The sequence below is a fragment of the Burkholderia sp. AU45251 genome, assembly GCF_030482905.1.
Taxonomy (GTDB): Bacteria; Pseudomonadota; Gammaproteobacteria; order Burkholderiales; family Burkholderiaceae; genus Burkholderia; species Burkholderia aenigmatica.
This window is the reverse complement of the sequence record NZ_JAUJQH010000040.1, coordinates 1-13,593: the sequence shown is the minus strand read 5'-3', so window position 1 is coordinate 13,593 and position 13,593 is coordinate 1. Positions and strand designations below refer to the sequence as shown.

The 13,593-nt window shown below is 65.6% G+C and carries 11 protein-coding genes; 4 read left to right on the top strand and 7 right to left on the bottom strand.

Annotation, left to right across the window (positions count from 1 at the left end; all coding sequences use genetic code 11):
* Window positions 1–59 precede the first annotated feature (59 nt).
* Entirely contained in the window at window positions 60–1,382 is a 1,323-nt protein-coding gene (locus tag QZM67_RS37480; protein ID WP_301811083.1) for a galactosyl transferase GMA12/MNN10 domain protein, read from the bottom strand.
* Window positions 1,383–1,816: 434 nt separating this feature from the next.
* On the opposite strand from QZM67_RS37480, the gene QZM67_RS37475 reads away from it, so the two are divergent.
* From QZM67_RS37475 to QZM67_RS37460, 4 genes are all read left to right on the top strand, one after another.
* Entirely contained in the window at window positions 1,817–2,962 is a 1,146-nt protein-coding gene (locus QZM67_RS37475) for a DUF2827 domain-containing protein (RefSeq protein WP_301811080.1), read from the top strand.
* 786 nt (window positions 2,963–3,748) lie between these two features.
* Complete coding sequence (locus QZM67_RS37470; protein ID WP_175023428.1) at window positions 3,749–4,552, top strand: EAL domain-containing protein; 804 nt, start codon at window positions 3,749–3,751, stop codon at window positions 4,550–4,552.
* A 92-nt stretch (window positions 4,553–4,644) separates the two neighbouring features.
* Entirely contained in the window at window positions 4,645–5,061 is a 417-nt protein-coding gene (locus QZM67_RS37465; protein ID WP_205823374.1) for a hypothetical protein, read from the top strand.
* 127 nt (window positions 5,062–5,188) lie between these two features.
* On the top strand, window positions 5,189–5,368 hold the full coding sequence (locus tag QZM67_RS37460) for a hypothetical protein (protein ID WP_301811077.1): 180 nt from the start codon (window positions 5,189–5,191) through the stop codon (window positions 5,366–5,368).
* A gap of 29 nt (window positions 5,369–5,397) precedes the next feature.
* Here QZM67_RS37460 and QZM67_RS37455 read toward each other — a convergent pair whose 3' ends face one another.
* The 6 genes from QZM67_RS37455 to QZM67_RS37430 form a co-directional block, all read right to left on the bottom strand.
* Window positions 5,398–6,534 (bottom strand): DUF2827 family protein, encoded by a 1,137-nt coding sequence (locus QZM67_RS37455; RefSeq protein WP_301811075.1) that lies wholly within the window; start codon window positions 6,532–6,534, stop codon window positions 5,398–5,400.
* A 31-nt stretch (window positions 6,535–6,565) separates the two neighbouring features.
* Window positions 6,566–7,033, bottom strand: a complete 468-nt coding sequence (locus QZM67_RS37450) for a DUF4019 domain-containing protein (RefSeq protein ID WP_301811071.1) — start codon at window positions 7,031–7,033, stop codon at window positions 6,566–6,568.
* A 25-nt stretch (window positions 7,034–7,058) separates the two neighbouring features.
* Window positions 7,059–8,213 carry a DUF2827 domain-containing protein gene (locus QZM67_RS37445; RefSeq protein ID WP_301811068.1) on the bottom strand — a complete coding sequence of 385 codons (1,155 nt, stop codon included), beginning with the start codon at window positions 8,211–8,213 and terminating at the stop codon, window positions 7,059–7,061.
* A 14-nt stretch (window positions 8,214–8,227) separates the two neighbouring features.
* Window positions 8,228–9,373 carry a DUF2827 domain-containing protein gene (locus tag QZM67_RS37440; protein ID WP_301811065.1) on the bottom strand — a complete coding sequence of 382 codons (1,146 nt, stop codon included), beginning with the start codon at window positions 9,371–9,373 and terminating at the stop codon, window positions 8,228–8,230.
* Window positions 9,374–9,762: 389 nt separating this feature from the next.
* Window positions 9,763–10,425 (bottom strand): OmpA family protein, encoded by a 663-nt coding sequence (locus QZM67_RS37435; protein WP_043180690.1) that lies wholly within the window; start codon window positions 10,423–10,425, stop codon window positions 9,763–9,765.
* Window positions 10,426–10,549: 124 nt separating this feature from the next.
* On the bottom strand, window positions 10,550–13,593 hold a 3,044-nt coding region (locus QZM67_RS37430; RefSeq protein WP_301811058.1), incomplete at its 5' end, for a YadA family autotransporter adhesin.

Here is a 13,593-nt window from a genome sequence, read left to right as displayed (position 1 = left end):
GATCGCACGGCCGGACGGAACCCACGTCCAGTCCGCGTTAGCTGCGCCGGTCGAGGGCGCTAGCGCAGCAGCCCGTCGTCGTGCGCCATCATCAGCGCCCGCATCGCGGACCACATCCCGTAGTAATGCACGATATAGCTGTCCGGGCGGCGAAACAGCCAGGGCGTGTTGACGCGGACGAGATCGGCCACACCTTCGCCTTCCAATTGCCCGTCGCGCTCCATCGCGCGAATGAATTGCACCTGATCGCCGTCGCTCGCATAGACGCTCGACCGGTCGTGCAGCGCGGCGATCGTCGTCATCATGTCGCGCAGCATCGCATCGTTGCGCGCGGTGCGCCGGAACGCCATCACCCCCGAGTTGAATGCCCACTGGCCGATGTCGTGCGCGAGCAGCCAGTCGCGTCCTTCGAGAAGCGGCTCCAGCGCTTGCTGCTGGTCCGCGATCAGCACGTCGGCGTCGAGCCACACGACCCATTCGTGGTGCTGCAGGTACGCATGGAGCAGCCACGGCTTGAACCAGTTGCCGGTCGCGTTCAGGCCGATTTCGGCGGGAATGTCGCGATGCACGTAGAGCGTGTAGCCGTGTGCGTCGCAGTAGCGCCGGAAATTCCGTTCGGCGATGCGTGCATAGCTGCCGATGTTCGGCGTGTAGAGCATCATCAACGCGATCGGGCGGCCCGGATTGAAGGTGCTGCGCTCGGCGGCTTCGTCCTGGGTGTCGGCGGCGTCGTGATCGAACGAGAACAGCGGCCGGCCGGCGGCGCGGCATCGATTGACGTACGCCACGAGCGTGTCGCGGAAACGGGCCGTCGTGCCTTTCCGTTGGGGATCGTGCGGCGTGTCGTCGATGCTGATCGCGAACGTCGGTTCGCGGCTCCACATCGGATCGAGGTCGGGGCTGGTCGGCATGACCGGATACAGCCCGTCGATCGGCGTCATATAGCGATGCGTGTCGAGCTCCGCGAACAACGCGGCTTCCGAGGTCAGCCGCGGTTCGCCGCCGAGCCTGCAGCGCTGCACGAGCCGCATCACGATCGCCCGAACGGCCGCCGTATTGCGCCAGATCTGCACGTCGACCTGCGGCAGCGGGGACGCCAACGCGTCGACCAACAGCATGTCGCGGCCGCTCATCAGGCGATCGAGCGCGACGGGCTCGATGATCGCCGCGTCTTCGCTGAGCAGCAGCACGAGTTCGTCGGGCTGCGCGCGGCGCAGCACATGGAGCAGCGATTCGTAACGATAGAGCGGGTGCAACGGCAGCGCCTGCGGCATCGCGGACGCATCGACGAACGCGTGGCGATAGCCTTGCGCGTGCGCGTACTGCCGGTGATTTTCGAGGCTGGCGGGTGCGTCGTGACTGAAGTGGCTGAGGACGATCATCGCGCGCTCCGAAGGCCGCGCGGCGGATGACGGCGGGCGCCGGGCGCGGTGTGGTTCCGCGCGGCATCGCGGCCCGGCACGCATGCCTGCGCGTGCCGCCCCTGTTCATGATGGATTGCCCGGAAGACTTGCGCGGCGTCGCGTTCCATTCTGTCAGCCATTGTTTCAGCAGCGTTGCTGCAAGGTCGTTTTCTGCCCGCCCGGGATGCCGATACCGCCCGGCAACCCGGTAGTGCGGCCGGTCGCCGGAGTATCGCACAACCGTCTCGCGGATTTGCGTGCGCCGGCCGCGGGCTGACCATCCCTGACAGTATGCGGCCGGCGCTCCGCTAGAATGCCGGGTTGCCGCCGGCGTGCACCGCTTGACGCGGGCGGCGTTTCGCGCGCTACACTGCGTCCATTCCATCCCCATCCAACCTTCCATCCCGCCGACGATGACGTCTCCTGTCCTGAACGGCCTGCGCATCGGTATCACGATCGGGCTGCGTGCCCCTGACGAAAGCCTGTGGATCAACGGCATCAAGCAGAACGCGCTGTTTCTCGCGAAGCTGCTGATGGCATCGCCGCACGGTTACCGCGTGACGCTGGTCAACACCACCGACGTGCCGCTCACCGATGCGCTGCCGTGGGATCGCAGTGTGTACGACACGCGCGCGTTCGCCGACACGAAGGATGCGCTCGACGTGGTGATCGAGCTCGGCGGGCAGATCGACGGCGAGCAGACGGCCTACCTGAAGTCGCGCGGCGTGAAGCTCGTCAGCTACTGCTGCGGCGTCGAGTACATCAATGCGATGGAGTCGATGCTGTTCGGTCGCCGGCTGTGGGATTCGCTGTTCATCAACCGCGGTTTTGACGAGGTGTGGGCGATTCCGCAGATCGCGCCGTCGTCGCTGCCGTTCCTGCAGTCGCTGCGCCGCTGCCCGGGGCGCGTCGTGCCGTTCGTGTGGGATCCGATGTTCCTGAGCGCGCGCGCGCAGTCGCTGCCCGAGCGCGGCGAATACCGGCCGCGGCGCAGCGAGCCCGGCAAGCGGCTGACGGTGATGGAGCCGAACCACAACGTCGTGAAGTTCTGCGTGTATCCGATGCTGATCATCGACGAAGCGTATCGCCGCGATCCCGACGCGATCTGCTTCACGCACGTGACGAACGCCGACCGCCTCGCGCACGACAGCCCCGAGTTCGTGATGCTGATGAACTACCTGGACATCGTGCGCGCGGGCAAGGCGAGCTTCGTCGGGCGCTTCGATACGCCGCTGTTCCTGGCCGACCTGACCGATATCGTCGTGTCGCATCAGTGGTCGAACCCGCTTAACTATTTCTATTTCGACGTGTGCTGGCAGGGTTATCCGCTCGTGCACAACGCGAGCCTCGCGCCCGATCTCGGCTACTACTATCCGGACAACGACGTGCAGCAGGGCGCCGATGCGCTGCTGCGTGCGCTGCATACGCACGATGACGATTGGGAAGCGTACACGCGGCGCCAACGCGAGATCCTCGGCCGCTATACGTCGGCGAATCCGGCACTCGTCGCCGAATACGACGCGCTACTCGCGAACCTGATCGGCGCATCGGCCGCATAAGGCCCGATTTTTGGCGCGGCGCACACTGTTGCGCCGCGGCCCGCTATCGGGATTGTCCCGCCCTAATGTCTGACGAAATAATGCCGTTAAAAAAGAAACCGCCGAACCCGATCGGTTCGACGGTTTTTGAAGGCACGAATTTGACGGCTCCGAGGGAAGTCCGTCAGAAATTATTTTAGAGGTTAACAAGTCTTTAAGATTGTTAAAAATGTTTCGATCGATAATCATCATATGATTTAAATTGATATTATTGATTCATGGCGGATCGATTCGGTTTAGAAATTTAATAATCCGTTTGAAACGAGAAAATTGAATGCTGCGATGATCGAATGACGAGCGGCAGCCGATTTTCGGCGCTGGGCAGGCCGTGCGGCTAGCCGTCACGATGGGCTTGGCAGTACGCGAGGGCGGTGCGTCCCGGGCCGGTATTTATCGGATTAATTGGAAATTTCCTGATTTGCGGGGCATGCAAATCGCGGGAGAATCGATTCGGGCAAGGTTGTTTAGATCGGGAAAATAAACGGCATCGGGATCGGGGTTCGGTAATTCGCGTTAGTGTGGTCTGTCGCACAGTCGGGATCCCGCGGGCATGGTGTATTTCCAGTAACTGAATATCGTTGAAAATATCGAATTTGACGGCGCGCCGAAGCGAAAAGTACGCTCCCGGAAAAGATCGACATAACAGGATGGGCCGGGTAGGCGGCGGAGCGCGTCATGATCGGCTTGCTTCGCATGTTTCTTGAGGTCGAGCCGCTCGCGGCGGCTCGCCATTTGCCGGAGCGCCGGATGAATGCGGTCGAAGCTCGCCTGGTGGCGAATCGGGAAGCGAATCGTGACGAAATCGATCTCGTCTTCGGTGCTCCCGACGATCATTCCGACCTCGCGTCGGTACGCAGTTTCGTGGAAAGCCGGCTCGGGTTCGCGCGAGAGCCCGTGTGCCGGGCCGACCTGTCGGGTGGTGTGCTGTATCAGGAATGCCTGGCGCGATTGCGGTGGGGCGAGCGCGAGGCGCTACCGCCGATCGCGTTCCTGCCGCGCCTCGAGGCGCTCGGGCTGATGCGGTGGTTCGACCGGCTGGTGGTCGGCCGGACGATCGACGCGCTGCGCGCCGATCCGGCTGCCGTCTACGGTTGCAATGTGGCGGCGGCGAGCGCGGTCGTCGACGACGCGTGGCTGGCCATCTTCAAGCGGCTCGAGCGCGAGCCGTCGGTCGCGGCGCGGCTGGTGGTCGAGATCACGGAGACGGGGCCGCTGAATCCCGTCGCGGGCCGTTCGTTCGTGAACCGCTTCCGGCAGACCGGGTGCCGTATCGCGATCGACGATTTCGGGGTCGGTTTCAGTGCATTGAACAACCTGGTGGTCGGCAATCCCGACATCGTGAAGCTCGACCGGTCGATCCTGTCGATGATCAAGCGCAACGCGATCGGGCGCTACCAGTTCCGCAGGCTGATCGCGTTCGCGCATGAAGGCGCGCGGCACGTCGTCGTCGAAGGCGTGGAGAGCGAGGTCGACCGGCAGATCATCGTGGATGCCGGCGTCGCCTGGGCGCAGGGCATCCGCTTTTCATGGCGGTCGCCTGCCGCCGCGTGACGGCGCGGGAACGGGCGGGGTGGCGTGCATGATGCATGCCGGTGTCGAGATGGCCGGCGTGTCGCCGGGACGAATCGCAAAGGGGCGTGGGCATGGCGGGGACGAAGGCCGGAGGCGGAACGGGCACGCAGGCGGCCGGTGCGCGCGACCTCGTCGCGATCGCCGAGCTGGCCGACATGCTGTGGCAACTGGGCGCCGAAGCGACCGATGTGCCGATCGACGTCGCGCCGTATCTCGACGGCCTGAAGGCCATTGCGCGTCGCATTCAGCGCATGAAGCCGCTCGACGCCGGTGGCCGCGAACTGGCGGCGCGGCACTATTACGCGGGCGTCATCGCGGGCGCGTGCGGTGAAGAGTCGGCGATCGCGCGTGGCGTAGCCGACAGCCTCGTCAAGCAATCCGGCGGCGCCAGCCGGCCGGCGGCACATTGCTTCGCCGTACTCGCGCGGACAGGGCGGCGGCACGGCCGTGTGTTCGCCGCGCAGAGCGGCGATCGGGTGCTGGTCTAGCGCCTGTTCACGCCGGTCACGGGCGCTGGCACGGTGCGATGGGCGCGGCCCGCGTCGGCATCGTTTGCGCATAGCGGCCAGGACTTCCGGCCAATCGATCGATCCTTCCTGAATCCGCCGAGGGCGCATGCCATTGCGTGGGCGGCTGCGTGGTCGCGCGGTCGATCGCCCGCAGGATCGCGTCGAGTTCGCGCTGGATGGGGCGGCGGCCGGTCGTGATCAGCGCCTCGGCCGGACATCCACCGTGCCGGTTGATGACGAACGACCGTGGATCGACTCGATCGCGACGAAATCGCGGACGGCCTGATTCGTGAGCGGTCGCGTGGACGACAGAGGTCAGCCGAGCGCGCGGCCGGCGAACAGCCGCTGGATCTGCTCGGAATACGCGCGGACGTTGTGCTCGGCGAGCGTGTCGACCTGGTGCAGGCAACGGCGAGCCGCCGCCGCGTAGTCGTCGAGCCGCGCGTCGTGGGTCTGCGCGGCGGTCGCGATCGCACGCGCCGCATCGAAGATTTCGAAGTCCGGATAGTAGTAGCCGACGTCGCGCAGGAACGGCGAGTTGTGCACGAGCGGGTAGTTGCCGTACAGCGCGTCGTACAGCAGGTAGTTGAGGCCGTTTTCCCAATGATGGGACACGACGATGTCGGTGTGATGCGCGGCCCACGCGACGAACGGCGCACGCACGTCGGCGGTCGCCTTGCCGTCGCGCACCATTTCGAGCCCGAGCGCGAGATGCTTGAAGGCGACGTTTTCCTTCTTGTCGAACGTGTTGGTCATGTACACGTGTTCGACGAGCTCCGGGTGCTCGACATAGCACGCGTTCGCGGCGAGCATCGGCACGATCGAACTCTTCACGACGTTCAGGTTCGGCTCGAAGAACGCAATGCGTTTCGCGGTGCCGTGGTTGCGATAGCCGAAGCGCGCTTTCAGTTCAGGATCGGCGTCGAGGCTGCGCTCGATGAAATACGGCGACCAGATGTGCGGCAGCGCGATCACCGGCGCGCGATAGACGGCCTGGAAGTAGGCCGCGCACGTGTGCATGTGCTGCGGGTTGGTCCAGATTTCGTCGAACTGCACGCGGTGCGGGTTCGGCCGCCAGTCGTTCTTCTCGAAGTTGATCGTCTCGACGGCGATCACGTAGTCGTTGCCGAAGCGGTACGACACGCACTTGCCGCCGCGCTGGCGCACGACGTCCGTGTGGGTCGGATCGATGAACGCATTCATCTCGATCAGCAGGTCGGTCTGGTGGACGACGGCCGACAGCGGGCGCAGCGCGTCGCCGAACGCGTCCATCATCAGCGCCTGCGGATACTCGGTGATGCCGTTGTCGTGCGTGAGCCAGACCTCGCCGATCAGCGGCGACTGCTTCAGCAGCATGTACAGGTACACGCAGTGCTGGTTCGCGCCGTTGTACCAGATCGACTGCGTCGCATCGCGCTGCACGTTCATCGTTATCGCGACATTGAGTTTCATCGGGTCGGCTCCGTGGGGCGCGCGGCGCGCGTTATTGCGCGAAATTCTGCGACTGGCGCGGCACGTAGCCCGTCAGGTGCCAGCGACCGTCGCCTTCGAGGCGGAAGCTCAGCTTCTCGAACACCGTGGCGCCGTTCGTCAGCGTCGTCGCAAAGTCGACGTTCGCGTAGAGCCCATCGGGCGTCGTCGATGTATTCGAGTAGCGGATGCGCGTGACCTGCGCCCAGCCGCGATGACTGACCGCGCCGACCGACTGGCGTGCACGCTGCATGTCGGCCGCGAACTGGTCCTGCTTGATGCGCGCCTTCACGAACGGGGCGGCATCGGTCCAGACCGCGTCGTACTGGCCGGCGTCGAGCTGCTTGAATACCGCATCCGAGTCGCGGAGCAGCGTGTCGGCTGATTCGCCGGCGGATTGCGCGTGCGCGCCGATCGCGATCGAAGCGACGGCGCAGCCGATCAGCCATTTGGCGCGGGTGAGGGTCGGGCGTGCGTTCATGTCGGAATCCGGAAAGGGCGGCGCGTCACGCGTCGCGATAGAGGGAGGCGATTGCGTCGGTATAGGCCGCGACGTTCTCGGGGTTGTAGATGCTGACCGAGCTGAGCACATGCCTCGATTGCTCGCGGTACGCTTCGAGGTTCGCGTCGTGTTCGGCGAACGCCTGCAGCAGCGCGCGGCCGCCGGCCTGGCAGTCGAAGTCCGGATAGAAATACCCGGCCTTGCCGAGGAACGGCGAGTTGTGGATCAGCGGGTAGTCGCCGTACAGCAGCTCGTAGTACAGGTAGTTCTGCGCGTTTTCCCACGTGTGCGACACCACCGCATCGCCGTACGCGGCCATGAATTCGTACACCGCGTAGCGGCTCTCGAACGTCGTGATCCCGTGGTTCACGATGTCGAGGCTCTTCGCGAAGTGAACGAACGTCGCATGTTCCTTCAGGTGCAGCGTGTTGCACACGCGCACGAACTCGAGGAAATCAGGCTTGGCGCGATACGCTTCCTCGGTCACGAGCATCGGGATGACGCTGGTCTTCACCATGCAGATGTTCGGCTCGAACATCGTCACGCGCCAGCGCGGCTTGCCGGGCTCATAGCCGAACGACAGCCCGGCGCCGAGTGTCGCGCGCGCCTTGTCGAACAGCATCGGGTGCCAGATGTGCGGGACGATCGTGACGGGCGCGCGCAGGCCCGTCTGGTAATAGTGCAGGCACGAGCGCTCGAACTCGGGAATCGTCCACACCGCATCGTATGGCGCGCCCGAGAACAGGAAGCCCGACGGCTTGTCGAACATCGCGCGTTCGATGTCGATCACGTAGTCGTTGCCGACCCGCATCGTGACGACCTTGCCGCCGCGCTCGCGGAACGCGCGCAGGTAGTCCGCGCCGAACTGCGCGCTCATTTCGATCAGCACGTCGCAGCGCTGCAGCGCTTCGTCCATCGACAGCAGCGGCACGTCCCATTCGCCGAGCATCATCTGTGGATCGGCGATCTGTTCGCCGCCGTTCACCATCACCGCTTCCGCGACGAGCGGCGACTGGCGCAGCAGCAGGATCAGCAGCAGGCAGTTCTGGAAGATGCCGTTTTCCCACAGCGACTGGCCGGCGCCGCGCACGAACAGCGACACGCCGACGACGAGACGCTTGCCCTCGCCGGGCGCTTGACGGGCATTGGAGTCCGACATGCGTATTCTCCGGTTCAGGCGACCAGACGCGAGACGAACGCGTCGAGGTTCGCGGGGTTGTCGATCGAAACCGACTGCAGCAGCCGGCCGGCCTTCGCACGGTACTCGTCGAGGCGTTCGTCGTGATGCAGCCACGCATCGAGCAGCGCACGGCCGCCCGCGGCGGCATCGAAGTCCGGGTAGTAATAGCCGGCGTCGCCGATCAGCGTCGAGTTGTGGATCAGCGGATAGCCGCCGTACAGCACGTCGTAATACAGATAGTTCTGCCCGTTTTCCCAGTGGTGCGACACGACAGCATCCGCATGGCGCGCCATGAAGCCCGGCAGGTCGAGGCGCGGCTCGAAGGTGGCCTTGTGCTGGCGCACGAGATCGAGGCTGTTTGCGAAGTGCACGAAGGTCGGATGCTCCTTCATGTGCAACGCGTTCACGACGAACATGTGTTGAACCGCGTCCGGACGCGCACGGTAGAACTCATCGCACGCAAGCATCGGGTAGTGACAGGACTTCGCGACCGAGATGTTCGGTTCGAGCATGGCCAGTTGCCACGGGCGGCGGCCCGGCCGATAGCCGAACGTCGCGCCTTCCGCGGCGAGCACGGCGATGCGGCGCTCGAGGAAGTACGGCGACCAGATGTGCGGCATCAGGTGGACCGGCGCACGCAGGATGGTCTGCAGCATCGGCGCGGCGGTCTTGTCGTATTGCGGCAGCAGCCATACTTCGTCGAACGGCGCGCCGTTGAAAACGTGTCCCGACGGTTTGCCGAAGATCGGGGTTTCGCACAGGCCGGCGTACACGTGCCCGCAGAAGAACGCGGCGATTTTCTTGCCGAGCGCCTTCATGTGCCTGAGCCATTCGACCGGCAACTGCGCGCCCATTTCGATCACGACGTCGAGTTCGTGCGTGACGTCGGTGGGCTTGACGAGCGGGATGTCGAGGCCGTCGAGTTCGAGGCCGGCCGGCAGTGCGTTGGCGTCGCCGCCGTTCAGGAAGTAGACGGGGCCGACGCGATCCGAGCGCTTGAGCATCATCGCGAGGAACGCGATGTTCTGGTGTATGCCGTTTTCCCAGATCGCCTGGCCGTCGCGCGCAAACAGCGAGATGCCGACGGCCGGCCGTTGCTTGCGAGTGCCGCCCGAGGCGGCTTCATTGATGTCCGTCACCGGTTGGTTTCCTCTGCGGCGTCGTGCGTCCGGGCGTGGCGTCGAGCGCCGGGCCGGGAAGCGGCGCGCCGTGGATTGTCATGATTGGATTCGCGCCGGTGCGCCGCAGCAGGCGAATCGTGTGACGTGGATCGCGGGGGCGGCAGCCGGATTCCGGCGTGTCGTCGGGCACGCCTGGCACGGCGCGCGATTCGGGCAGGCTGCCCCGGCGACTGTCTGCGGCGATTGTGGCATGGAAACCGCCGGTTTGTGGAGGGACATGACGAACTTTGACATAGCCGCCGGCCCACGGGAGCGGGGCGCCGGCGAAGCGGCGCCCGGGTGGTCCGGCGGTGGTCGGGTGCCGGTCCGGCGCGGCGCTGGCGGCCTGCCGGAGCGGGGCGCCGCGCTCAGTGCTGCAGCCGGATTTCGACGCGGCGGTTGCTGGCGCGGCCTTCCGGCGTCGCGTTGGACGCCACCGGATCGGCCTTGCCGCGGCCCGAGACCGTCAGCGAGTCGGTCTTCAGGCCGTGCGCCTTCAGGTATGCCGCGACGGATTCGGCGCGGCGCTTCGACAGCGCGAGGTTGTAGTCGTCGCTGCCCACCGAGTCCGTAAAGCCGGTGACGCTCACCTGCGAGTACGTGTGGTCTGCGCGCTCGCTTAGCAAACGGTCGAGCGATTCGCGCGCGGTCGGGGCGAGCGTCGCGTGGTCGGTCGCGAAGAGCGCGTCGCCCGACAGGTTCACCTGTTCGACGACGGCAGCCGCCGGCGTGGCGGCGGACGCCGCTTCGGCCGGCGCGGCGCCGCACTGGAACACGAGCGTCGCGGGATCGGATTTGTCGCGCAGCGCGCGGGCCGAGTCGAGGGCGCGCACGGGTTCTTCGCCGCAAATCTTGCGGGCGGCCTTCATGCAGGTCTGCGGGCCCGACAGCAGGCCGTGGCAGTCCACCTGGAAGGTGCGCACGCCGTCGCGCGGCTGCAGTTCGGAGGCGCTGAAGGTCGGGCCGGATGCGGTCGAGCACGCGGCGAGGGCCGTTGCGGAAAGCGCGAGCGCAAGAGCGAGTTTGTTCACGGTTACATCCTCAATGCTTGGGTTGACTGAAGCCCGCCACGGCTTGCGCGGCGGGCTCGTCTGGCCGTCGGGGCCGCCGCGGGCCGTCCGGCTGGCGAGCCGGGCGGCCTGGCGGCGCGACGCGTTACTTCCACTGGTACAGCATGCCGGCGCCGATCACCTTCTGACCGCCGCTGAAGCCGCCGTTGATCGACGCCTTCAGGTTCTCCGTGATGCGGGCCTGCATGTTGACCGCCATCGCCTTCTGGCCGAGGAAGGTCGACGTACCCACGCCCATCCCGAAGTTGGCGTCGCGATCGAGCTGCGGGATCGACGCCATCGCGCCGACGGCCGCGATACCCTGCTTCGCCATCTGGTCGGTCTGCTGCAGTTGCGAACCCAGCGAGTTGATTTGCGCCTGCTGACCCGACAGTGCCGTCGACAGCGTCGTCTGCACCTGCGTCAGCTGGTTCACGTTCACCGCGTCGGTGCCTTGCGTACCCGGCGCGACGTTGATGACCTGGCGCTGCTGCGTGTCGCTACCGACCGACACCACGTTCGAGCGACCGCCGTCGTTCGAATTCGCGCCGATCGCCACCGAGTTCGAGCCGGCAGTGACCTTCGGCGCATCGCTGCCCGTGCCGTTCATGTCGGCCGCGACACCGTTGTTGTTGTTGGCGCGAATCGTGTTGTTGTTGATCGTCGTCGACAGCGAGTTCAACGTGTTGTTGATGTTGGTCACGCCGGTCGACAGCGAGGCCACGTTGCTGTTCGTCGTGCTCAGGCCGGTGGACAGCGAACCGATGCCGGTCGAGGTCGACGTCGACAGCGAGTTGACGTTGCTGTTCGTCGCGCTCAGGCCCGTCGACAACGAGTTGATCGCGGTCGAGGTCGACGTGGACAGCGACGACACCGAGCTGTTCGTGCTGCTCAGGCCGGTGGACAGCGAGTTGATGCCGGTCGACAGCGACGCGACGTTCGACACGGTCGAGGTCGACAGCGCGTTAATCGCGTTGTTCGTCGCGTTGAGCTGGCTGCCGTTGATCGCGTCCGTGCTGCTGGCCGAGATCCGGCCGGCGGCGACGCCGGTGATCTGGCGCTCCTGGTCCTTTCCGCCGATGTTCAACACGCCAACCGGCGAGGTGCCCGCGAAGAAGTACGTGACACCGCCGATCGTGGCGCTCGACGTCGGGTTCGCGGCACTCGTGACCGAGTTCGCGCCGAGTGCGATCGAGTTGGCGACGTTGGCCTGTGCGTTCGTGCCGAAGGCGAGCGCATCGGCGGCCGTGGCCTTGGCAGCCGAGCCGTAGGCTTGTGCGCCGGTGGCGCTTGCCGTGGCATTGTTGCCCAGCGCGATCGTGTTGTCCGCGGTGGCCTGGTTCGAGCTGCCGAGTGCAAGCGCGCTGGCGCCGTTGGCCGTGTTCGCGTTGCCGAGCGCCACTGCGCCGTCGCCGGTCGCCGTGTCGTTCGCGCCCATCGCCACCGCGCCGGTACCCGTTGCGATGCTCGGGTCGCCGATCGCGACCGCGCCGTCGCCGCTTGCCGTGTTGCCGGAGCCGATCGACACGGCCTTGCCGCCCGTTGCCGATGCGTTCTGGCCGATCGCGACCGCGCCTGCCGACTGCGCGTTCGAGCCGTCGCCGACCGCGACGCTGCTGTTGCCCGCTGCGCTGGCGTTCACGCCGGCTGCGATGGCGTTGATGCCCGTCGCGCCCTTGTTGTCGTAGTTGCCTTGCTGCACGCCGTTGTCGTTGACGCTGTAGTAGTGCGTCTTCGCGTCATTGATCGCGGTCGAGGTCGAGGTCGACAGCGACGACACCGAGCTGTTCGTGCTGCTCAGGCCGGTGGACAGCGAGCCGATGCCGGTCGACGTCGACGTGGACAGCGACAGGATCGTGCTGTTCGTGCTGCTCAGGCCGGTGGACAACGAGTTGATGCCGGTCGAGGTCGAGGTCGACAGCGAGCCGATCGAGCTGTTCGCCGACGAGAGGCCTGTCGAGGTCGAGGTCGACAGCGAGCTGATCGAGCTGTTGGCCGAGGACAGGCCCGTCGAGGTTGAAGTCGACAGCGACGACACCGAGCTGTTCGTGCTGCTCAGGCCGGTGGACAGCGAGTTGATGCCGGTCGAGGTCGAGGTGGACAGCGAGCCGATCGAGCTGTTCGCCGATGACAGGCCGGTCGAGGTCGACGTGGACAGCGACGACACCGAGCTGTTCGTGCTGCTCAGGCCAGTGGACAGCGAGTTGATGCCGGTCGACGTCGAAGTTGACAGCGAACCGATCGAGCTATTCGCCGACGAGAGACCCGTGGAGGTTGAAGTCGACAGCGACCCGATCGAGCTGTTGGCCGACGAGAGGCCGGTCGACGTGGAGGTCGAGAGCGAACCAATCGAGCTGTTGGCCGACGAGAGGCCGGTCGAGGTCGACGTGGACAGCGAACCAATCGAGCTATTCGCCGACGACAGGCCGGTCGACGTGGAGGTCGACAGCGAGCCGATCGAGCTGTTAGCCGACGAGAGGCCCGTGGAGGTCGACGTGGACAGCGAACCAATCGAGCTATTCGCCGACGAGAGGCCGGTCGACGTCGAAGTTGACAGCGAACCGATCGAGCTATTCGCCGACGACAGGCCGGTCGACGTGGAGGTCGACAACGAACCGATCGAGCTGTTGGCCGACGACAGACCGGTCGACGTGGAGGTCGACAGCGAACCGATCGAGCTGTTAGCCGACGAGAGGCCCGTGGAGGTCGAAGTCGACAGCGAACCAATCGAGCTATTGGCCGACGACAGGCCGGTCGACGTGGAAGTCGAGAGCGAGCCGATCGAGCTATTCGCCGACGACAGACCGGTCGAGGTCGAAGTCGAAAGCGAACCGATCGAGCTATTCGCCGACGACAGGCCGGTCGACGTCGAGGTCGACAACGAACCGATCGAACTGTTGGCCGACGACAGACCGGTCGACGTCGAGGTCGAGAGCGAACCAATCGAACTATTGGCCGACGACAGGCCGGTCGAGGTCGAGGTCGAGAGCGAACCGATCGAGCTATTCGCCGACGACAGCCCCGTCGACGTGGAAGTCGACAGCGAACCAATCGAGCTGTTAGCCGACGACAGACCCGTCGACGTGGACGTCGAGAGCGAACCGATCGAGCTGTTGGCCGACGACAGACCGGTCGACGTGGAGGTCGACA

Bases quoted from the DNA above. Each gene is read 5' to 3' on its own strand.
- QZM67_RS37480 (WP_301811083.1), bottom strand. From the start codon at position 1,382: ATGATCGTCCTCAGCCACTTCAGTCACGACGCACCCGCCAGCCTCGAA.
- QZM67_RS37475 (WP_301811080.1), top strand. From the start codon at position 1,817: ATGACGTCTCCTGTCCTGAACGGCCTGCGCATCGGTATCACGATCGGG.
- QZM67_RS37470 (WP_175023428.1), top strand. From the start codon at position 3,749: ATGAATGCGGTCGAAGCTCGCCTGGTGGCGAATCGGGAAGCGAATCGT.
- QZM67_RS37465 (WP_205823374.1), top strand. From the start codon at position 4,645: ATGGCGGGGACGAAGGCCGGAGGCGGAACGGGCACGCAGGCGGCCGGT.
- QZM67_RS37460 (WP_301811077.1), top strand. From the start codon at position 5,189: ATGCCATTGCGTGGGCGGCTGCGTGGTCGCGCGGTCGATCGCCCGCAG.
- QZM67_RS37455 (WP_301811075.1), bottom strand. From the start codon at position 6,534: ATGAAACTCAATGTCGCGATAACGATGAACGTGCAGCGCGATGCGACG.
- QZM67_RS37450 (WP_301811071.1), bottom strand. From the start codon at position 7,033: ATGAACGCACGCCCGACCCTCACCCGCGCCAAATGGCTGATCGGCTGC.
- QZM67_RS37445 (WP_301811068.1), bottom strand. From the start codon at position 8,213: ATGTCGGACTCCAATGCCCGTCAAGCGCCCGGCGAGGGCAAGCGTCTC.